The 22,272-nt window shown below is 32.4% G+C and carries 24 protein-coding genes; 2 read left to right on the top strand and 22 right to left on the bottom strand.

Annotated features, from left to right (window positions below):
* Positions 1-64 precede the first annotated feature (64 nt).
* Together BMX60_RS01605 and BMX60_RS01600 are read left to right on the top strand one after the other, a co-directional pair.
* A complete protein-coding gene (locus BMX60_RS01605; protein WP_091348351.1) occupies positions 65-898 on the top strand; it encodes an ATP-binding cassette domain-containing protein in 834 nt (277 codons plus the stop codon).
* Positions 888-2,534, top strand: a complete 1,647-nt coding sequence (locus BMX60_RS01600; protein WP_091348348.1) for an ABC transporter ATP-binding protein — start codon at positions 888-890, stop codon at positions 2,532-2,534. The genes BMX60_RS01605 and BMX60_RS01600 overlap by 11 nt, the downstream gene beginning before the upstream one ends.
* Positions 2,535-2,565: 31 nt before the next feature.
* Here BMX60_RS01600 and BMX60_RS01595 read toward each other — a convergent pair whose 3' ends face one another.
* The 22 genes from BMX60_RS01595 to BMX60_RS01490 form a co-directional block, all read right to left on the bottom strand.
* Positions 2,566-3,360, bottom strand: coding sequence for an ABC transporter permease (locus BMX60_RS01595; protein ID WP_091348345.1), 795 nt, complete (start codon positions 3,358-3,360; stop codon positions 2,566-2,568).
* Positions 3,361-3,363: 3 nt separating this feature from the next.
* A complete protein-coding gene (locus BMX60_RS01590; RefSeq protein WP_091348342.1) occupies positions 3,364-4,167 on the bottom strand; it encodes an ABC transporter permease in 804 nt (267 codons plus the stop codon).
* Positions 4,168-4,183: 16 nt separating this feature from the next.
* Positions 4,184-5,161 carry an ABC transporter ATP-binding protein gene (locus BMX60_RS01585; RefSeq protein WP_177159644.1) on the bottom strand — a complete coding sequence of 326 codons (978 nt, stop codon included), beginning with the start codon at positions 5,159-5,161 and terminating at the stop codon, positions 4,184-4,186.
* Between the two features lie 479 nt (positions 5,162-5,640).
* The gene (gene spoIVA, locus BMX60_RS01575) at positions 5,641-7,119 is read right to left on the bottom strand and encodes a stage IV sporulation protein A (RefSeq protein WP_091348333.1); all 1,479 of its coding nucleotides are present in this window, start codon (positions 7,117-7,119) and stop codon (positions 5,641-5,643) included.
* A gap of 196 nt (positions 7,120-7,315) precedes the next feature.
* Positions 7,316-8,344 (bottom strand): NAD(P)H-dependent glycerol-3-phosphate dehydrogenase, encoded by a 1,029-nt coding sequence (locus BMX60_RS01570; protein WP_091348331.1) that lies wholly within the window; start codon positions 8,342-8,344, stop codon positions 7,316-7,318.
* 11 nt (positions 8,345-8,355) lie between these two features.
* Positions 8,356-8,949: a glycerol-3-phosphate 1-O-acyltransferase PlsY gene (gene plsY / locus BMX60_RS01565; RefSeq protein ID WP_242945681.1), complete on the bottom strand. Its 594-nt coding sequence runs from the start codon at positions 8,947-8,949 to the stop codon at positions 8,356-8,358.
* 10 nt (positions 8,950-8,959) lie between these two features.
* Positions 8,960-10,279, bottom strand: coding sequence for a ribosome biogenesis GTPase Der (gene der, locus BMX60_RS01560; protein WP_091348329.1), 1,320 nt, complete (start codon positions 10,277-10,279; stop codon positions 8,960-8,962).
* A 90-nt stretch (positions 10,280-10,369) separates the two neighbouring features.
* Positions 10,370-10,837 (bottom strand): DUF3189 family protein, encoded by a 468-nt coding sequence (locus BMX60_RS01555; protein WP_091348326.1) that lies wholly within the window; start codon positions 10,835-10,837, stop codon positions 10,370-10,372.
* Positions 10,834-11,301 carry a DUF3189 family protein gene (locus BMX60_RS01550; protein ID WP_177159643.1) on the bottom strand — a complete coding sequence of 156 codons (468 nt, stop codon included), beginning with the start codon at positions 11,299-11,301 and terminating at the stop codon, positions 10,834-10,836. The genes BMX60_RS01555 and BMX60_RS01550 overlap by 4 nt, the downstream gene beginning before the upstream one ends.
* A gap of 12 nt (positions 11,302-11,313) precedes the next feature.
* On the bottom strand, positions 11,314-11,517 hold the full coding sequence (locus BMX60_RS01545) for a capping complex subunit for YIEGIA (RefSeq protein ID WP_091348321.1): 204 nt from the start codon (positions 11,515-11,517) through the stop codon (positions 11,314-11,316).
* A gap of 22 nt (positions 11,518-11,539) precedes the next feature.
* Entirely contained in the window at positions 11,540-12,460 is a 921-nt protein-coding gene (locus BMX60_RS01540; protein ID WP_091348318.1) for a YIEGIA family protein, read from the bottom strand.
* Between the two features lie 14 nt (positions 12,461-12,474).
* A complete protein-coding gene (gene spoIIP, locus BMX60_RS01535) occupies positions 12,475-13,698 on the bottom strand; it encodes a stage II sporulation protein P (RefSeq protein WP_091348315.1) in 1,224 nt (407 codons plus the stop codon).
* 13 nt (positions 13,699-13,711) lie between these two features.
* Positions 13,712-14,500, bottom strand: a complete 789-nt coding sequence (locus BMX60_RS01530) for a DUF1614 domain-containing protein (protein ID WP_091348314.1) — start codon at positions 14,498-14,500, stop codon at positions 13,712-13,714.
* A gap of 144 nt (positions 14,501-14,644) precedes the next feature.
* Positions 14,645-16,393 (bottom strand): 30S ribosomal protein S1, encoded by a 1,749-nt coding sequence (rpsA, locus tag BMX60_RS01525; protein ID WP_091348311.1) that lies wholly within the window; start codon positions 16,391-16,393, stop codon positions 14,645-14,647.
* 8 nt (positions 16,394-16,401) lie between these two features.
* The gene (cmk, locus tag BMX60_RS01520) at positions 16,402-17,082 is read right to left on the bottom strand and encodes a (d)CMP kinase (protein ID WP_091348308.1); all 681 of its coding nucleotides are present in this window, start codon (positions 17,080-17,082) and stop codon (positions 16,402-16,404) included.
* 112 nt (positions 17,083-17,194) lie between these two features.
* The gene (aroF, locus tag BMX60_RS01515; RefSeq protein WP_091348306.1) at positions 17,195-18,181 is read right to left on the bottom strand and encodes a 3-deoxy-7-phosphoheptulonate synthase; all 987 of its coding nucleotides are present in this window, start codon (positions 18,179-18,181) and stop codon (positions 17,195-17,197) included.
* 12 nt (positions 18,182-18,193) lie between these two features.
* Positions 18,194-18,550 carry a chorismate mutase gene (gene aroH / locus BMX60_RS01510; RefSeq protein ID WP_091348303.1) on the bottom strand — a complete coding sequence of 119 codons (357 nt, stop codon included), beginning with the start codon at positions 18,548-18,550 and terminating at the stop codon, positions 18,194-18,196.
* Entirely contained in the window at positions 18,551-18,703 is a 153-nt protein-coding gene (locus BMX60_RS11970) for a hypothetical protein (RefSeq protein ID WP_177159642.1), read from the bottom strand. It abuts the gene before it with no gap.
* A gap of 78 nt (positions 18,704-18,781) precedes the next feature.
* Positions 18,782-19,381, bottom strand: coding sequence for a class I SAM-dependent methyltransferase (locus tag BMX60_RS01505; protein ID WP_091348301.1), 600 nt, complete (start codon positions 19,379-19,381; stop codon positions 18,782-18,784).
* A 76-nt stretch (positions 19,382-19,457) separates the two neighbouring features.
* Positions 19,458-20,039 carry a cob(I)yrinic acid a,c-diamide adenosyltransferase gene (locus tag BMX60_RS01500; RefSeq protein WP_091348298.1) on the bottom strand — a complete coding sequence of 194 codons (582 nt, stop codon included), beginning with the start codon at positions 20,037-20,039 and terminating at the stop codon, positions 19,458-19,460.
* Positions 20,040-21,296, bottom strand: a complete 1,257-nt coding sequence (locus tag BMX60_RS01495; RefSeq protein WP_091348295.1) for an ABC transporter ATP-binding protein — start codon at positions 21,294-21,296, stop codon at positions 20,040-20,042.
* Position 21,297: 1 nt separating this feature from the next.
* Positions 21,298-22,272, bottom strand: a complete 975-nt coding sequence (locus BMX60_RS01490; protein WP_177159641.1) for a FecCD family ABC transporter permease — start codon at positions 22,270-22,272, stop codon at positions 21,298-21,300.

The following is a 22,272-nucleotide window of genomic DNA, read 5'->3' as shown; positions in this document are numbered from 1 at the left end:
TTTTCCAGTTTTTAATCACCTCTTTTCCAAATTTTAGGTTAAATGTGTAAAATCTTATTTATCAATAACTGTCAACTTTATTTTATCATTTACACAAATAGCCAGCATTCAGTCATACAAAGCAGCTATTATTAGATTAAATGAGATATGGAGCGCACCAAATGAGACCGAACATTTCTTACAAGGAAAAGTTTATCGTCTTGACTCTACTGATCAAACATATGCAATAAAATTTAACGATATATCCTTCGGATATGATGATAATGGTCTGATTTTTAATAATCTAAATTTGAAGTTTGAAAAAAATAAGAAATATCTTATTGTGGGATCCAACGGTTCAGGTAAATCAACATTAATTAAAATTATTAGCGGATTATGTATGCCTGATAAAGGTACAATTGATTTTTCACTAGGAAACCTACAAGGATTATCAGAATTAAGAAATAGAATTTCCGTCGTAGAACAGGACTCTTATTTATTAGAGGACTCCGTAATAAATAACATATTTGTTAATGGTCATAGTAAATCGGAAGATTATATAGATGAATGGTATGAGAAGAGTTATATTCGTGAGATTATTGATAAGCTACCTGAAGGAAAGAATACATTAGTTAGTGAAGGAGGTAAAAATCTTTCTGGTGGCCAGAAAAGATGTATAAGTATTGCTAGGGGATTGGTTAAGGATTCAGACATCCTTATACTTGATGAACCAACTGCAAATATAGATTCTGCCACAGCAGAAGTGATAAGTAAGGAAATATTGAGGATGAATAAACTAAAAAATAAAACTATGATAATTATAAGTCATGACGAGAATTTACTAAGTATAGGGAATGATCTTATAAAGATAGATATGGATTTATTAGTCAATAGAGAGGAGAGACAATATGCAGGATAAAAAAGTGCTCAAAAAAATCTTCTCATATCCCCAAAGAAGTAAGTTTCTATACTATATTTCATTAGTGTTATTCTCTTCTCAAGACTTCGCTTTTTTGGGATATACCGCCTTTGTACAATACCTTGCTATAAGTGTAATTGAAAATAATAGAATTGATGAACTTCTTAGGATATCCATTATTTCTATCTTGTTATACGGTATTATCATTGCAGTTATTTCTCTAGGAATGCTTTTAATAGATTTTGTAAGACTTAATACTGAGAATGCTTTAAAGTATGGGATATTAAAGCACATTCTATATAGAAAGTCGAAGGAAATCGAAGTTAATGATATTAGCTCAAGAATAATAAATGATGCTAGTGCTGTGGCTTATTTCGCTACTATTGAGGTAGGGACATTGTTAATGCCTGTAATTTCTTTGATAGGTTCTTCAATATTGTTATTTATTATAGATATACGAATAGGTGTAATCTCACTTCTTACGATGACAATCCCTATTATATACAGTTTAGTAGTACTCCCTATTATTAAAAAAATTGCAAGCAGAATGGTAATTTTAAATTCTGAGTATCTTAAAAAAGTGGATAGAGGAGTGCAAGGAATTTCAACTATCAAACTTTTTAATCTTATTAAAAATCAGATTGACTATACAAAAGGAGTTAGGGCAGAAATCAAACACAAGGAAATCATTAGAAGTCTGATAAACTCTTTAAGGACCCTTGTTGCAAATGGTTCGAATATAGTTGCCACATTAATTGTGCTGACTTATGCTATAAGATTATATAATGGAAATAATTTAACCTTAGCACAAATTGTTATAATACCGCAAATTTTAGGAGGTTTGCTTGCTGGTGTCGAGGGAACTTGTTCATTTTCACTAAATATGCAACAACCCATAGCTTCAGCTAAAAGAATATTTGAAATTACTGATGAAGAACTTAATGAAAAAATAGATTATACGGCGGAAAGTTTTTCTGAAAACATCTGCTCAAATGAATTAAAAGCTATTGAAGTAGAAAACTTAGAATTCAGCTATCAAAATAATATCCCAGTAATTAAGAACCTAAGTTTTACTGCAAATAATAGAGAAATTACTTGCTTATATGCTCCTATAGGTTCAGGTAAAAGTACAGTAATCAAGCTTATATTAGGATTTTTGAATGAACAACAAGGGACTATCAAAGTATTTGGACAAAATAAAAGAGATATCAATGAGAGAGAGTGGTATCGAAATTTTGCTTTAGTTGAACAAGAACCAAGTCTATTCAACTTGACTATTGAAGAAAATATACTCCTGGGAAATTCAAAAAAAGATTACAACAAGTTGGATGATATATTAAAAAGAACAGGGCTAAATCAAATGTTAGAGAAACTACCTAGAGGAATGCAAACACCAGTTGGTTCAAAAGGAACATCCTTATCAGGTGGCCAAAAACAGTTAATTTGCCTAGCACGGGCTTTGTACAGTAATGCACCCATAGTTGTACTAGATGAATTCTCATCAGCTATGGACCAGGAATTAGAAAAAAAGGTATTAGACACTATTGAATACTACAAAAAGGAGAAGACTTTTTTATTAGTTTCACATAGAAAGAGTTGTAGAGAACGGGCAGACAAAATCGTTGAAGTTATATAAAGGAGCACAGAACAAAGTGCTCCTTTATATTTTAACTTCCAGTACTTGTGTACGCTTTTAGAGACTTATTCCAAATACAACAAGTAACATAGAAAAAGATTATTGAAACTATCGGGGTTATCAGAGCTACTCCAATACTAGCCTGATAGTTAGTAATATAAAACAAGCTTGGATAATATGCTGCAAAACCTAATGGAATAACAACAGTTAAAATAATTCTTAAAAAGCCGCTATAAATACTGAGTGGATATTTACCAAAATCTTGTAATTCCATAACTAAATCGGAAAAATCTGTATTCTCCAGTGTATAAAAAATAGTAATAGATCCTAAAAGAGATATAGAAGCATAAATTAGAGAAGCAGATACCAATAAAATTGGTAATAACAGAAGGTAAATAGAGAAAAGTCTCAATCTAAAAATTGCAATTACTAACAATACTAATCCAAAGATTAATTGGCCCCAACCATCTTCATCAAAATTATCAGTCATTATTTGGAATATAGGTTGTACCGGTCTTAATAAGAATCTATCAAATATTCCAGTTTTTATATAATATGATAACGATATAGTATTAACAAAAAAACAATGCCACAAAGAATAACTAACTGTATTGAATCCATAGAGAAAAAGGATTTGGTCAAATGTCCAACCATCTATGTTATCTAGTAGATTAAATATAAATATAATTATGATAAAATTCATTATATTTTTTATGATTAGCGATATAACTCCTATCAAAAAATCATAATCATAAACCATTACAGATTTCAAATTTATTTTAAAATAATCTATGTATAACTTATAATAGGTTAAAATATTCTTCATAAATTAGCCTCCCTGTATCATCAACTTCTTAATTGAAATCTTATATAGAAGGTTATAAATTAAAAATAAAAATATTATCGAAATAAGTTGATAAACTAGTATCTGTGCTAAATTATAAGAAAACTTACCTAATAGCTGTTCTATTGGTATAGTGTACATGATTCTAAATGGGAGATGGTTAATAATTCTTACTGCCCATTCTGGATATAAAGTTACAGGTAAAAATCTACCACTTAAAACTGTTATTATTGCATATTTAAAACTTTGAATCCCCCATAAACTGGAGGTATGAAAAGATAAAATTCCGATAGTTAATTCAAAAATAAATACGAAAATATAAGAGAGTATAAAGATAGCTGAAAATGCTAATATATTAGGCAACAGTAATCGTATCGGGAAAAAAATACTGGTTATAATAAAAACAGGGATAGCTATTATTGATAATCGATATAAACTATTACCTATAGACTCAAAAAAATATATACGAATTATAGAGATTGGTTTTAACAACAATAGTCCTATGTCACCATCACTAACAGCTTTTCCAACTATACTGCTAATATTATGGGGATAAACTTTTGATATAATTTGGCTAAATATTAAATACGTAAACATTTCATTAAAATCATACAAACTAATTTTATTATTCAAAAAAATGTTACTCCAAAGATAATATTGAATTACAATAAATAGCAAACTAGAAATTATAGAATAAATAGATGCTAATTTATATATATGTAATTTTATATATCCTATTTTTATCAACATATTATTTAATTTTATTTCATGACTAAATTCTTTAACCATTTACATTTCTCCTTACCTAAAGGTTTTGCAATTGATTTTTTTGATATATTTTTTTTAATACATCCTTGAACTCAGCATTTTCTATTTTAATTTCTCTAATATCATTCTTGGCAAATATTACTTCCAATAGCTTAGGCAACGTTTTTTTATCTATGTTAAATATTGTAATTATATTTCCTTCAATTTTGTAGTTGTATTGAGAAAGAATGTCAATACCTACAAATGAATTCTTGCTATTGGTAATTATTACTTTATTGTCTGTTTCGCATAAATCCTCTATATTACTTATTAGATCATCTATGATAACATTTCCCTTATCCAAAACAATAACTCGATTACATACTTCTTGAATATCGGAAACATCATGGGTAGTTAATATTATTGTCTTATTACCTTCTTCTTTAATTTTTTTTATAAAATCTAATATTGATTCTTTGCTTAATATATCTAAGCCAATTGTTGGTTCATCTAATAAAATTAACTCAGGATCATGAATAAAGGCAGCTCCCAATTCTGCCCTCATTTTTTGTCCGAGGCTTAATGTCCTTACAGGTTGATGCAAAAACTCATTTAATGCTAGTACTTTTACTATTTCAGTGACTCTTTTTTGAAAATCATTGTCTGATACTTTATATATTTTTTGTAAGAGTTTATAAGAATCGAAAACTGAAATATCCCATCTCAACTGGCATCTTTGACCAAAAACCGCTGTTAACCTATAATTATTACTAAGTCTATGTTTCGTGGGATCATGACCAAACACTTTAATTTCACCTTTAGATGGGTAAAGGATACCTGTTATTAATTTAATTAGTGTAGATTTACCTGCACCGTTCATCCCAATCAAACCAACGGTTTCACCTTTCTCTATTTTTAAGTTAATATTATTTAATGCTTTTATTTCTCTTTTCTTTTTTGTAAACTTGAAGTATGAAAAAAAGTTCCCGTTTTCTGCTACATAATATGATTTACTTAAATTGTTAATCTCAATCAATTTTAATTCCTCCATTTTGGTTGTAATATAGGAAAAAGTACATTAAGATTATACAAAAAATAAATTTTAACATTTAAAAAAACTTATAAATAAATAACTCTATTATCTTTAAAATAATAAGAAGAAAAACAGAACTACGAAAACGATTAAAAAATTCTTTCTTAAAACAAAAATGCTTAATGTTAAATGGATCAAAATAAAAATGATCTGAAATTTTTCTCATGACAAATCTTACTCCAGTATCTAAGAAGCTTATTATAAAGGATATGAAAAAAATTAATAAAAATATCTCTATAGTTCTAGCTATTAACCCATTCAATTAAATCCCCCTTTAAACTTTTTTGCTATTATTAATATTCAATAATATTAATAAATTTCCTTCTTTTTCTAGTAAAATTTACCTCTATTTACTCAATTGTTAAAAACTTTAATCAAAGCTTTCCATTAAAATAAAGCCCTCTGGTTAAGGGCTTTATTTGTTATAATATTATTGCTATTAAACCGCCGCTTCCTTCGTTGATAATTTTCTCTAGGGTTTCTTGGAGTTTTTCCCTAGCACTTGGCGGCATGTTATTAAGTTTATTTTGGATACCATCTTTAACTAAGTCATAAAGGGATTTGCCAAAAATGTGGGATTCCCAAATTTTCTCAGGATTATCTTCAAACTCTTCCATGATGTAATTTACTAAGTCTTCACTTTGTTTTTCACTACCTACAATAGGAGCATATTCTGATTCCACATCTACTCTTATCATATGAATAGATGGTGCACTTGCCCGTAATTTAACACCAAATCGGCTTCCATGTCTGATAATTTCTGGTTGATCTAATGTCATTTCTTCTAGAAGTGGTGGAACCACACCGTAACCAGTAGCCTTTGCTTCTTCTAAAGCATCTTTAATGTAACTATATTCTTTTTTGATTTTCACTAATTCTTGTAATTGTTGAAGTAGGTCTTCAGGACCTGTTAATTGGAGACCTGTCTTCTCTGATGTCACTTTATAGAACAATTCATCAGGACATTCAATAACGATTCTAGCTTCCCCTTTTCCTAAGTTAACATCATCTAAAGTCACCCTATGGACATGCTCTTGAAGGGATATTTCTTCTGTAATAGGATCTAGATCCCTTACCTTTTCTAGTTTATTTACAAGACCTTTTATTAAAGCATCAAATTTGTCTTTTAACCAATGTTCCCCTTCTAAAACTTCAACCCATTTAGGTAATTGTATCTTAACTTCAACGATTGGGAACTCATACAATGCTTCTTCTAAAATAGTGTTAATATCATGTACTGATAATTTAGCGATATTTATTGGTAGAACTGGAACACCGTATTTTTTCTCTAACTCTGCCCTTATTGTCATAGCATAGTCGGAATTGGGATCAACGGTATTGAGGATCATCACAAAGGGTTTCCCTATTTCTAATAATTCCTTAACAACCCTTTCTTCCGCTTCTATATAGTCACTTCTATCAAGGTCAGTTACACTACCATCAGTAGTAATTACTATCCCGATGGTGGAATGTTCTGTTATAACTTTTTTAGTCCCATACTCAGCAGCTTGTTGGAATGGTATTTCTTCTTCAAACCAAGGGGTACTTACTAATCTTTCTCCCCTTTCATCAGAATACCCTAAAGCCCTACTCACAGTATACCCAACACAATCTACAACTTTAACATTCATTTTTAAGTTATCTCGGATTTTTATAGTTACAGCTTTTTCCGGGATAAACTTAGGTTCAGTGGTCATAATTGTCCTACCACCACTACTTTGAGGCAACTCATCTTTTGCTCTGTTTTTCTCATGCTCATTTTCAATGTTTGGTATTACCAATAGTTCCATAAATTTTTTAATAAAAGTTGACTTTCCAGTACGTACCGGTCCTACTACCCCTAGATATATATCTCCACCGGTTCTTTCTACGATATCTCTGTAAAGATCAAATTCTGCCAAGGTCTTTCCCTCCCTCTTAAAAATACAAAATATGAACATACTTTTTACTGTATATATATGCTTTGTTTTTGTTAATATTACAACCTTTTTTTCTTCTTATATTTTTTTAGTTTTATTTTATATACTGTTACAAATAAACTTCTTCCACTTTAATATATTCACTGTAATAAAAAAAAGAACTGAAAAATTCAGTTCTTTACCAATTATCTCTATCCCTAATTACAACCTCTTCCATTTCATTAGTTTTACTGCGAAGCATTAAATCTACAACTGCTTCTTTAGGATCTTTGTTTTCATATAAGACTTTGTATATTTCACGGGAGATAGGCATCTCAATATTATATCTATTAGCTAAAGCCTGAACAACTTCCGCTGCCTTGACTCCCTCTACCACTTTATTGGTTTCATTTAAGATAGTTTCTAAAGTCTTTCCCTTACCTAATTGATAACCACAATTCCAATTCCTACTGTGTTTACTGGTACAAGTAGCCACTAAATCTCCTACCCCCGCCAGTCCTGCAAAGGTCATAGTATCAGCTCCCATAGCAGTACCAAGGCGGGCTATTTCCGTTAGACCCCGGGTAAGAAGGGCAGCTTTAGAGTTATCACCATATCCTAAACCATCAGTAATACCAGCACCTAAAGCTATAATATTTTTCAAAGCTCCACCTATTTCAACTCCTACCACATCGGGATTGGTATATACTCTAAATTTAGGAGTCATATAAATATCTTGAACATATTCAGCAATAACCCTTTTATCTGATGCTACAACAGTAGCTGTAGGAATATCCCTTCCCACCTCTTCAGCATGGTTCGGACCTGAAAGTACTGCCACAGGGTGTTCTTTCCCCAGTTCTTCTTTAATAATTTCAGACATCCGCAATAAAGTCCCTTTTTCAAAACCCTTGGCAGCGGAAACCACCGGTGTTTTAGGGGTAATATAAGGCGAAATTCCTTTTATCATTTCCCTCATTACAGAGGATGGAGTTGCTACAGTTACTAAATTAGTATCCTTTACAGCTTCTTCTAAATCCGTTGTAAAATATACGTTGGCAGGAATTAACACACCTGGAAGATATTTAATATTTTCCCTTATTTTTGTTAACTCTTCACATAATTCTCTTCTTCTTACCCATAAATATACTGAAAAACCTTTTTTAGCTAAAACATTGGCAAGGGCAGTTCCCCAACCACCAGCACCTAATACCGTTACCTTTTCCACTTTAATCACCCCTACTTTTTCTGTCCTAACTTTGATTCAGTACCATTTAATAATCTTATAATATTACTTCTGTGTCGATACCAAGCCATTATAGTTAAAACAAGGGCGAAGATAATATAATATAGTTTATCACCCATGAAGATGTAAAAAAGTATGGGTAATAAAAGGGTGGATATTAAAGAGCCTAAAGAAACATACCTAGTAATATATACAATAAGTGCCATTGTAGCAATAACAATAAGGGCAGACAAAGGATGAAGCCCAATAACAACTCCAATAGTGGAAGCTATCCCTTTACCACCTTTGAAACCAAAAAATATCGGCCAATTGTGTCCAATGATAACTGCTACTGCTGAGAGGATCGTAAGAATCTCATTTTCTGGAAATAAACTTTTAGTTAATACTACCGCTAATAGCCCCTTTAAAATATCAAAAAAGGAAGCAAATAAAAATGGTTTTAATCCCAAATTTCTGTAAACATTGGTAGCACCAGCATTCCCGCTACCTACTGTTCTAATATCGATCCCTCCAAAAATTTTCCCTGCTATGTAACTAAAAGATACGGAACCTAAGAGATAAGGTACTATTAACCAAAAATAAATCACATTTTCACCTCTATTCTTCATTTTTATTTCTAACAATTAAACGAATAGGTGTTCCTTGGAAACCGAAGGCATTACGGAGTTGGTTCTCTAAAAATCTTAGGTAAGAAAAGTGCATTAACTCTTTATCATTGACAAAAAACACAAAGGTCGGTGGTTTAGTAGAAACTTGGCTGACATATTGAATTTTAAGTTGTTTACCCCTATCGGTAGGAGGTGGTGTAATAGCAATACTCTCAAAAATCACATCATTTACTAAACTTGTAGGAATACGTAATGCATTTTGTTCAGCAACTTCTTTTACTAAAGGTATAATCTTATTGATCCTTTGTCCTGTTAAAGCAGAAACAAAGATAATCGGTGCGTAATCCATATAACTTAATTCCCGCCTTATTTCTTCGGTAAATTCTTTTACTGTATGGTTATCTTTTTCGATTAAGTCCCATTTATTGACCATAATAATTACACCTTTCCCACCTTCATGGGCAAATCCTGCTATCCGCTTATCTTGTTCCGTAACCCCAGTGGTAGCATCGATAACTAAGATAGCCACATCACTTCTCTCAATTGCTTTTATTGTCCTCAATACACTATAGTATTCGATACTTTCTTCTATTTTACTTTTTCTCCTTAACCCTGCTGTATCGACTAAGATAAAGGTTTCTCCATCTACTTCTAATTTAGTATCTATGGCATCTCTAGTGGTTCCTGGTATATCACTAACTATTACCCTTTCAGAGCCTAACAATTTATTTACTAAAGATGACTTACCTACATTAGGTCTACCAATAAAGGTAATTTTCAAAGCATCTTCTTCTTCGTCTTCTCCTTCTTCTGTGAAATTTTCAATAACTTTATCTAATAAATCACCAATACCAAAACCATTAGCTGCAGATATTGCTACTATTTCTTCAAAGCCTAAAGAATAGAATTCATAAAAATCCCCTTCTTGTTTCTTAAATTCTTCTATCTTATTTACTGCAACTATCACAGGTTTTTGAGTTTTTCGCAATATCTCCGTTATTTGTATATCTTCTGTGGTAATACCAGTTCTACCATCAACTGTAAATATTATTACATCACTTTCATCTACTGCTAACTGTGCTTGCTTAGTTACACTGGCAGCTAATACATCCCTTTCATCGAAGGTCATACCACCAGTATCAACTAACATAAATTCCCTATTTAACCATTCCCCTTTACTATATAACCTGTCCCTAGTCGCTCCAGGTTGATCTTCTACAATTGCTAAACGTTGTCGAATTATTCTATTAAATAATGTTGATTTACCTACATTAGGTCTTCCAACTATTGCTACTATTGGTAATGCCATTTATATTCCCCCTATTCTATTATATTCTCTTTTTTAGATATTATGTTTGTAAATTATGACCTCATATTAATACTAACCTTAAACTGTCCTTTAGTCAAGGTTTAACTTGTTCTCTGATAATTCTTTAACATTTTCTACTGTTTCTTTTATTTGTGGTCCAGATAAAACAATCCCTAGAGCAGTAAACCTAGAACCTATTTTTTTTAAATTTAAAGCCTTTGATAAAAATCCTCCCAGTTTCACACGCCAATTTATCCTCTCTAAAGCATTTACAAAAAGAAATTCTTCATCCTTTACCCCATGAATTTTTAGAAAGCTCTTTAATAATTTTACTATCATTTCTTTATTTTTACCATACCCAACAAAATAAATTTCATTTCCTTTAACATCTTTACCTAATAAGATTGGCATTCCTTTCTCCTTTGGAGTATTTAAATCAAAATAGGGAAAATCCAAGATCTCTTGATAATTTAATGGATAAGAGATTTTTTCTAAGTGAAGGGCGGCAGCAATTACCGAAGAATGTGCTCCACCGTAACAATAATAAAATATTTTCATTCTTTTTCTCCTCTCAATTTTTGAGAAATTTCATCTACAAGTTGACAGATATCAAAAAAAGCCCTTTGGGTACCATAAATAACCAAAGGGCGACCAATGATTGTTAAACCTAAAGCCCTTGATAAAAATCCGCCTATCCGCATATACCAGTTAACCTTAGCTAATGTATCAACAAAGATATAACTCTCAGGATCTATCCCCATGATAACTGCTATATTTTCCAAACACTTTCTACTAAATTGCCGTTCACTTTTAAGTCCAACAGAATAAATTTCATTTCCTACTTCATCAATACCTATATATTGTAATATACCATGATCGAGGTTTTGTTGAGAATCAAAATATGCCAATGACATTAATTGCTGTTTAGTAGGAATTCTATCTTTTTTTAATAATCCACAGTGAACATATCCTGCCACCACTGAAGAGTGGGCACCACCATAACAATTATATATAATTTTCAAAGTTACCACTCCCTAGTGTTTAGCTAATACCAGCACCCCGTTTTCCAAATCGTGAATTACACTAGTAGTTATTCTAGATAAATAAGTTGAAATTTTTTGTTGTTCTTCCCTATCCTTTGCAATAAATACGGGGGCAAAACCCCCGCCTTTTACTTTATCTTGATCTTCAGGGGTTATAACTACTGCCACTATCGTTTTTGTTAATTGTATATCCATTTTACCACCCTATCTTTAACTTTTATTTTCTTTTTCCTCTATTATGATAAATTCCTGCCCTTGAAGGCTTAGCTATGGCACTTTCTAGAACCGGTGTTCGTTCTACGGCATCAATTAAATCTTCCATTACGCCATGGGTTGGTACTAAGATTAAAGCCACTGCCCCTGTTTCTAAATTACGCCTCACTAAAGGGGTAAATTCCGCAGAATCAGTTTCTTTATGAATACCTAATAAAGTAGCTGCAATGTGGGCAATAGCTTGCCTTTGTCCTACATTAGCTAAAATTGGTACTCCATCTTTATCTTTAGGTCTAATAACAACTGCTAAGCCCTTTTCTAAAATGATATTTTTAGCTTCTTCCATACCTAAATTCATAATTTGAATATCATCTACAAAAAGGTTCGCTTCTTTAAAATGTATTTTCCCTTCATCGACATCTGCTATATCTGAAATCCGTTTTCCTTCCATATATCTAATAGCAACAAATAGTAGAATAACGGAAAAGGCTAACCCTCCTAAAATTGCCCAGAACAAACCAAAACGAAGGTTTAAAAGCCAAGTTGCAGCAGATGTAAATATTGCTATTAGGATTACTAAATAGCTTCTAGCTTCAAAGGCCCGGGCTATTCCCTCAATAAACTCATCTCCCCTAGGAACTAATTCTGAAGGTTCTAGTTTTGACAAGGTTTCCCTTTCCATATTCCTTATCTCTCTAAATTGTTGTGCTGCTAAAGCTAAGAATGTTACTGCAGTGTACTCTTGCTCGATTAGAGCGGGAATAGCCACTGAACCTAAAGCTGCAGCTATAAAGCCTAGGGAAAGATGGGTTATTGCACCATGGGGGTAAGTTGGATACTGTCTATAATCTAATCTCAACATTATTAAACGGGCTATTGTTCCCACAATGGTGGTAAAAAAAATTATTTCAAGATGATTTTTCATAATCTCACCAATTCCTATTTTTTTCTTTTTTTACTTTTATTTTTACCTTTTAAGGTAGAAGTAAACTCTTTAGTGGTAAAGTTTTTCAATTTTTCCCCTACATCTTTCAAACTACCACTATTTATTGCTAAAAATGCTACTGCACCTAGAGCTGCTAATCCTAAAATCCAAAGGATTGTTCTTCCTCCAGTATTTCTAGTATCTCTAGCCGCCGGTGTTTGAGCTTGTTCATTTCCTCCACCATCTCCACCTGGAGCAGATTGTTGGGGGTTGTCACCGTAAACATAGGCAGCTACCACATCTACAAAGGATTCTATCCCTGAAATAGCCAAATCTTTTTCTTGTTGATAAGTTCCTACCTCCAACAACAAAGCCCTTGGGGAAAGGTCTTGATTATAGTTCCCTTTTGCCATGAAAATTCCTTTTATTAAATCTGGATTTTGTTCATCTGCCACTTTTTTAAGACCTTCGGCAAACCTTTTATTTTGTTCCACATTTTGATTTTGTTGCCCAACGACAAACATAATTTGGGCTACCGGTTCACCATCTGCTTCACCTTCATATTGCTCTGCAGGAACAGCATCCCGATGGACATCAAAAATGGCAGCAGGTTGTTTGTTTAGGAGTTTATCGGCAGTCCTTCTTGACCTTTTATATGCCCCTGAGTCATGGGGGTCATGATTTGCTTCTGACCAGACAACTTCTATTCCCCGCTGTTCTAATGCTTCTTTAAAGGCACGACCAACATCATAAATACCACCATTACCATCTTTACTTTCAGTTCCATCAGTTGGTACATATGATTCACTGGAATGGGTATGGTAAATGGCAATTGGTCCTTTGTTTTCAGTTTTCACTTCTTTAGTGGTAAAAGTAAAGCGGGATACTATTGTTTGAAAAAGACTTTTCCTTGGCTCTTCTGCTAAGTTAATATCTTTAAGATATTTAGCCTTAGCTATGAGTTTGTCTCTATCAACTTCATATACTTCATAAAGTCTGTTTTGATTATTAATAAATTGGTCTCCTACATGCATTATCCTAGCAGATTGTAAGATGATATTTCCTTCATCATCGATCATAGTATAATATTGCCCTGGCTCTAATTCTGTTAACTCCAAAAAATCAAAGAATTCCTCTATAATACTTTCATTTGTTACCATTTTAGATTGATAGTTTAAACCAATTAAAGTTACCATTGAGACTATAAGTATAAAATATAATAATTTAATCCTTTGCATTTTCCTATCCCCCTTATTTTTTGTTTTTATCCCTTGCTCCTTGTTTTCTTTTTTCTTCAAGGGATGCTATTTTATTATCCATATCTTGAGTAGTATTATCGTTAAAATCCTTTTCCCAATCTTCTTCTAGGTTTTTAAGCATATTAGCAAATTCTACCCCTTTTAAATGTTTCTTTAAATCTTCTGGCCGATCTTCATCGGGTCCTCCTTGAAGCCTTTCTCGAGTTTCACCAACAACTTCTGCTAAAACTACAGCTAAAATACCAGCTATTACTACAGCATCGTAAATTCCAGCTCCCCCAATAGTAGTTCCCCCTCTATTACCGGAAATGAGTAAAGAAATTGCATAATAAATATCTGTTAAAATAATACCCATAATCCCGGCGATAAAGGAACTCCTTCTAGACCTACCAGCTAAATAACCTATGACCCCTGCCACTATTGCGCTCATATATAAAGGATCGATAATCATTTGCCCTGGTTCAGATGGCATAAATCTTTCTACTGCAAAGACAGCTACTGCCGCAGCTAAAGATGCTAAAATAGCTCTGATTTTTTCCCTTGCTGTTCCAGCTTTAACAAATAAATAACCTACTAAGATTAGAGGAACTATACCTCCTCCAACGTTAATACTCAGACCTCTAAATAAAGGTATATCAGGAATATAAGCTCCAAAAAACATAGCACCAATAAAGGCAAAGGCAGCTTTATCTGTAAGACGCATTCTGTCTAGTACCCTTTGGGCTAAACCGAAAAAAATTAATACTGTAACTATTGTTAAAGTTATTGGACCAACTGGCATAATAATTTTCCTCCTATCTTAACCTTTTTTTTACTCTATAAATATATTTTCCCTGTAGAGTAATTACTATGTATAATTAACAGATAAAAAAATACCTAACAGATAAGGTTTTTAACTTACCTGTTAGGTATTTTTTACTCCTCTTTATTCCTCTTTTTTAAATAAATCTCCGAAACGTTCTCCTAGGGTTACATTTAAATTTTCATTTTGTTCATATTTAGTAAAGTCTTCTTTTGGTTTAGCTTCTTTAATAGAAAGGCTTAGTTTTTTAGCAGCAACATCTACATCTAATACCTTAACTTTAACTTCTTGACCAATAGATAAAACATCCCCTGGTTTTTTAATGTGTTCATCTGAGATTTGAGAAACATGTACTAATCCGTCTACATTTGGAGCTATTTGAACAAATGCCCCAAAATCTGCTAATCTTACTACTTTTCCTGTTATGATATCTCCTTTTTTCAAGTTCTTAGCATGAACTTCAAAGGGACTTGGCTGTGTTGCTTTTAAACTTAAAGATACCTTTCCTTTTTCGGCATCTACTTTTAAAACCACTGCTTCTACCTCTTGACCTACTTCCAACACTGTACTAGGATCATCTACCTTTTCCCAACTTAGATTTGATACATGGATAAGGCCATCTATACCACCTAAATCTACAAAAACACCGAAATCGGTCATTCTTCTTACAATTCCCTTTACTTTTTGTCCTTCTTTTAGATTCTGTAGAATTTCCTGTTCTTTTTCCTTTTGTTCTTTTATTAGTACATCTTTTCTGGAGAGGATAATCTTATTTCTTTCTTTATCTAGTTCCTTAACAAAGAACTTAAGCTCTTGTCCTACAAACTGATTTAAATCTTCAATATACTTTGTATCTAGCAAAGAAGCTGGCATAAAGGCTTCTACCCCTAAATCCACTAGCAATCCTCCTTTAACCACTTCTTTAACTATACCAGTGATAATTTCACCTTTTTGGTGAGCTTCTTCAAGCCTTTGCCAAATTTCGTTTACCCCTTGGCCTTCCTCATGGTGCTGTTCATTTAGCATTTCATTCATTTCATTTACCATACCTAATACCTCCCTTATTGTCCAATCAGGTGTAGATGCTCCACCTATGATTCCAAGCTTTTTGACATTTTTTAGCCACTTTGGATCTATCTGGTGAGCTTCTTCAATTTGATATGTAACCACGCCTATTTCTTGACAAATAGACGTGAGTTTCCTTGTGTTAGAACTATTTTTACCACCAATTACTAGGCAAAGATCAACTTCTTTGGCAAGATCAATTACTGCTTTTTGTCTTTGGTGGGTTGCTCCACAAATTGTATTGTGTACTTCAATATCTTCCCCGGGATATTTATCTAATATAAATTTAATTATTTCAGTAAATTTTTCCCCTTTAAAGGTAGTTTGAGCAACGATAGTTAAAGGAAAATACAAGTTGATACCCTTTAATTCTTCTAAATCCTTTATTATCAAGCCTTTATTTTCCGCCCAACCATTAATTCCTATAATTTCTGGGTGTTCTTTTTCCCCTAATATCAGGAGATTTCTACCCTTATCTATCCCTTCTTTAGCTAACTTTTGAACTTTTTTTACAAAGGGACAAGTACCATCAATAATTTGATTATTTTCTTCTAGTGCCTTTATTATCCTCGGAGGAACTCCATGGGCTCTTATAATAATCCTCTTGTTCTTAATTCTCCCCAATTCCCCTTCATCTTGGGTATCTATATAGTCTACCCCTTTTTCTTTAAAATAATTAACTACAGAATTATTATGGACTATCGGTCCGTAAGTGATTGTATTTGGTGAAATATGACTTTCTACCAACTCTACTACACCCTTTACCCCTTTACAAAACCCCGAATGTTTAGCAATAATAATCTCCATTTTATCACCTAATTTTCTGCCAACTTTTTCTCAATTTCTTTTTTTAGTATTTCAACAACTTCATCAACGGTATAATTAGATGTATCTATATAAATAGCATCAGGGCATTGAATTAACGGGGAGTATTCCCTCTCCTGATCTATTTTATCCCGTAAGGCTATTTCTTCAGCAATGGTTTCTAAGTCACTGTAATATCCCTTTTTCTCTAATTCCTGCTGTCTCCGTTTAGCCCTTGCTTCTAAAGAAGCTGTTAGGAAAAATTTTACTTCAGCGTTGGGTAATACTACAGAACCAATATCTCTACCATCCATCACAACGCCACCTTGACTTGCCATTTTCCTTTGTAAATCTAACATGTAATCCCTTACATGTTTTGATTTTGCTACTATGGAAACATGGTTAGAAACTTCAGGTTGCCTTATTTCATAGGTTACATTTTTATTATCGATGTAGATTTGATTTTCACAACAACCATTTTTTCTTATTTCTATAGTTGTTTTCTTTAACAACTCTTTTAAACTATCTTCATCATTGATATTATATTTTTTCTTTAAAGCTTTGAAAGTTAATGCTCTGTACATTGCACCTGTATCAATATAGTAATATCCTAGTTCTTTTGCTAGCCTTTTTGCCACAGTACTTTTCCCTGCACCTGCCGGACCGTCTATGGCTATTTTTATGGGTTTCACTAAAAAACTCCCTCCCTATTTTTCTAAAACCTAAAATCAACACAATGATATATTTTCGACAAAATAATTAAATATCCTTTAAAATATTTCAGTTTTTATTCTGATTTTTTCCTCACATAAATATAGCTATTTCTTCTTTTAGATTTCTAAAATTAATAAAATTTAAAGATTGCTCACCATCTGATAAAGCCTTTAGTGGATCATGATGTACTTCCACCATAATCCCATCGGCACCACATGCCAATGCCCCTTTAGCCATAGGGGTTACTAAAAACCATTTTCCTGTGCCATGGCTAGGATCTACAATTATCGGTAAATGGGATAATTTTTTAATACTTGCTACAGCGGATAAATCTAAGGTGTTTCTAGTATAAGTTTCAAAAGTCCTTATACCCCTTTCACATAAAATTACATTTTTGTTGCCCTCTGATACAATATATTCTGCTGCAGTTAAAAATTCTTCAATTGTAGAAGCCATCCCCCTTTTAAGTAACACTGGTTTTTGGTATTTTCCCACCGCCTTTAAAAGTTCATAGTTAGCCATATTTCTTGCTCCAATTTGGATAATATCACTATATTGGGCTACTTTATCTAGGGTGTGTAAACTTACCGCTTCAGTAACGGTAACCATATTATATTTTTTCCCAATTCTTTGAAGTAATATTAGTCCCTCTTCCTTTAATCCTTGAAAACTATAAGGAGATGTTCGGGGCTTATAAGCACCTCCCCTTAAAATTTTAACTCCCTGTTCATGTAAAAAAGCAGCAATCCTTTCTAATTGTTCCTCGCTTTCTATAGCACATGGTCCGGCAATGATAACCTTTTCTTTTCCTATTTTTACCCCATTAATGTCTATAACTGTATCTTCCTCTTGATAATCTCTGCTTACTAAGTGATATGGTTTATCTAAGGGGACAGCCTTTTGGATACCTTGAAACCTTTCCCAAGGGATTTTCTTAAGTTCAGTACCACAAGTGTAAGTAATATAGACTAAATCCCCTTTAACTTCTTCGGTGTATCCTTCCCCCTTCTCTTTAATTATGCCGATTATTTCATTATATTCTTCTTTATATTTTTTAAAGTTATGGATTATTAACAAGGGATACACCTCCTAGGAAATTCCATTTTGGACCAAATCAGGCCGCAAATTTTGGGCATTATGTAAATAACAATGTTTAACATTTTCTTTATTGCAATGGATTAAGACCCTGATACAATATTTTAGCGACCCTTGAAATTTAGCTTCTTGTACACAAAAAAGAGGGATATCCCCCCCAAATCTCTCTCTAAAAGCTGTGGCAGGATTAAAGGCAGTTAAATCTTCAGTTACAGAAAAAATTATTGAAATAATATCTTCTATTTCTAGACTATTTAGTTTAATTATCCTTTCCATTAACTCAATAGTCCTTAATTTAATATCTTCTTCTCTATTTATTTCTACCGTTGTTGCTCCTCTTATAGCTTTCATTTATCTACCCTCCAACCTGGTTATAAGTACTAACATCCTATTGATGGTAGGGTTACTTAGGAGTATTTGAACTACAATTATCATTATACCTAAATAAGTTAATATTTTAATTAATTTAGGGAAATTTTTTTCCATAATTTCAAAGGGGTCCATTTTAATTCACTCCAACATATTGTAAAAATCTGATAATAAACAAAGAAAAAGGGGAAAACTCCGGCTTACCAATTAAAATTATTTGATAGCTTTAATTATATGGTAACCTGCTTCCCTTTCAACTGTCTCTACTCCCTTAAAAATAGATTGCAAATATTTCCCCATAGATTTGGCTCCTTGTTTTACCCTTACGACTATCCACAATTCTCCTCCTGGCAATAAATGCTGATGACAGGAATTTAAAAGCTCATAAACCTTTTCTTTTCCAACCCTGATAGGTGGATTAAATAATATATAATGAAAAGATTTAGAAATATGTTCAAATCCATCACTTTGTAAAACTGTTGCAGTTAAGGAATTTTGTTTAATATTTTCCTTAGCAAGTTCAACAGCCCTTAAATTGATATCACTCATTGTTAAATTAATATGGGGATAATACTTTTTTAGGATAACACCAATAAACCCATAGCCTGTTCCTAAATCTAAAATCTCCTCATTTTCCAGGCTTGGGTTTTTATCTATAAATGTATTAATTAAAATTTCACTTCCCCTATCCCCTTTACCCATGGAAAAAACACCATGGTCATAATTAAATAGGATATTTTCTCCTTTAAATTGATATCTAAAAGTTTTTTTATCTGATTTTACACCGGGATTTTTACTAAAATAGTGTTCCATTTTAAACGTACAACTCCTATAATTGTTGTTCTTCTCTTATTTTAACCTATCTTAGCATATTTTACTAGATATTTTTTTAATATTCAATCCCCCTTCTAGCATTAATTCCTTTTTCAAAGGGATGTTTAATACTTTCCATATTAGTCACCAAATCAGCTTCTTCAATTATCCTTGCCGGAGCATTTCTACCTGTTAATACCAACTCTACATGGGGAGGTTTTATCCGGAAAAGATCTAACACTTCTTCCTCTGTAATCAAACCAAAGTAAATACAATTTAAAATTTCATCTAGGATTATTATATGAAATTGGCCACCTTTAATTTGTTTTTTAATGTAATCATAAGCTATTTCCATTTCTTTTTTATCTTCCGTAATATCCTCACCTTTTCTGATAAAGCAACGGCCACAACCTGTACACTTAGAGATCCCCAATTTAATACTTCCACTATTAGGACAAGATCTGCCAAATTGGGCATGGACTATATCAGGATATAACCGATGGATAGTAACCAATTCTCCATAATAATTACTGCCTTTCATAAGCTGTATAAAATTTACTTTTAAACCATGGCCTATTGCCCTTATGGCAAGACCTAGTGCTGCAGTTGTTTTACCTTTAGAATTACCAGTATAGACTTGGATTAACCCAGTTTCCATTTATTCTTCCCCCTTTAAGTAATTTCTCAGTTCATTAACATTCCTGGCAAAATACACCTTTTGTCCTTTGATAATATTATTGAATATCTTTATTGCCCCTTTATCTTTTGTGAAATCCCTCTGTTGAAAATTTTCATCTCCAATTACAATGATTTTTTTCCCTTTATTTAAGGCATATTGTACAGCTTCTAAATTTCTAATATTACCATGTCCAAAGGGGGTATTACATAATATTACTAAATTAGCTTCATCGATTAACCTCAAATTTTCTTGATGACTTATAAGATCTATACTAGAGTAAGGAGGAATTTCTACAACTTTTATATTAAGTTCTTTCCCTTTTTTCCAATCTAAATCTTCTCTATTTACTACTCCTAAAGATAGATTATTATAATTTCCTTCGAATAACTCTAAAATGTGTACTCCACTACCTCCCCCTGCAATTACATGGATCTTAATTTTATCATCAATTGAGAGTAAATCCACCGCCTTGATGGTAAAATCATTGGTAAAAGAATCCCAGTAAATATTAGAGGTGATTTTAAATACTTCTTTGATGGTATCTTTGGTAATTACATCACTTGGTACACCGTGTTTATAAATTCTGCCGTTATTCATTAACAAAATTTCATCACTAAACTTTGCTGCTAATTGAAGGTCATGTAAGACTGCTATGATAGTTATACCAAATTTCTTATTAAGTTCATCTAATAATTTTAAGATCTCTAGTTGATAGTTAATATCTAAGTTAGCAGTAGGCTCATCTAATAAGAAAATTTCTGCCCTTTGACTTAGTGCCCTAGCTAATAAAACCCTTTGTTTTTCTCCTCCACTTAAAGGATTGTATTGTCTATTTGCTAATTCCTCAACCTTTACTTGCTCCATAGCCCATTTGATAATATTTTGATCTTCTTTAGTCAAATTTTGAAAAATATAAGGTTTTTGGTAATACCTACCCATTTCCACAATTTCTTTAACGGTAAAGGATGTATCGATATGGATATTTTGAGGGAGCATAGCGATGATGCCGGCCCGTTTTTTCCCATCCATTAAATGAATGTTTTCATTGTAGACTAATATTTCTCCCCTTTTAGGTTTAATTAAACCTCCTAAAGACTTAATGAGGGTTGTTTTACCACTGCCATTTGGTCCTATAATACTATAAAATTTCCCTTTTTCAAAGGTAAAATTTAGATCATCGAGGATCTTTAAACTATTTACTTCAACTGTTAAATCTTTAATTATTATCTCACCCATGTCATTCCCTCTTTGCCTTTTGTTTTAGTAAAAATAAGAAAAAGGGGCCTCCAGTTAATGCCGTAATTATCCCTACAGGAATTTCCCTAGGCACTAGAATTATTCTTCCAATTAGATCAGCTAAAGTCAAAAATATACCTCCCCATAATATTGATAGAGGATATATTTTTAGGTTATCTCCTCCAAAAATTAACCTTAAAGTATGGGGTACAATAAGTCCTACAAACCCGATCAACCCACTTATAGAAACCACAGAGGCAGTGGCTAAAGTAGCTCCAAGGATAATGATTTTTTTTGTCTTTTCTACTTCTACCCCCAAGGAAGCCGCTTCCTCATCACCCAAAAGCAAAAGATTTAATTCTTTTAGCTTTAGTGCTATTAATATTAAGCCAATGACTGCTGGAATTATAATTATCTTAAGCTTATCCCATGATGCCCTTTGTAAATTACCCATCAACCAAAAAAAGATTTGCCGTATATTGTCATCGGCGTAGATCATTATAAAAGATATAAATGCGGAAAAAGTTGAACTGATAACAACTCCAGCTAAGATGAGATTTAAAGGATTTAAGGAACCTTGACTTTTAGCTAAAAAGTAGACCAATATAACTGTAAATATAGCAAAGAGGAAGGAGAAGAAAGTAATTGTGGATAAGCCATAAATCCTATAATTAACCAAAAATGTCATAGCTAGAGTAGCGCCTAAACCTGCTCCACTGCTAACCCCTAAAGTATAAGGTTCTGCCAATGGATTTTTTAAAATACTTTGAAAAGCTACTCCACAACCAGCTAATACCCCACCTACCAACATACTCAAAACTACCCTCGGCATTCTCATTTGATATAAAATAACATAATAAGTTGTATTCGAGTTTAAGAATATTTCTCTTAAAGAAATGGGGGTTGCTCCAAAGGCTACCCCCAATATTAATACTGAAAAGAGAATTATTATGGTAAATAAATAAGTTTTTTTCAA

Origin of the sequence: Anaerobranca gottschalkii DSM 13577 (assembly GCF_900111575.1) — a bacterium.
Classification (GTDB): Bacteria; Bacillota; Proteinivoracia; order Proteinivoracales; family Proteinivoracaceae; genus Anaerobranca; species Anaerobranca gottschalkii.
Note: the sequence above shows the minus strand (reverse complement) of the source record. Positions and strands in the feature narration are given on the sequence as shown.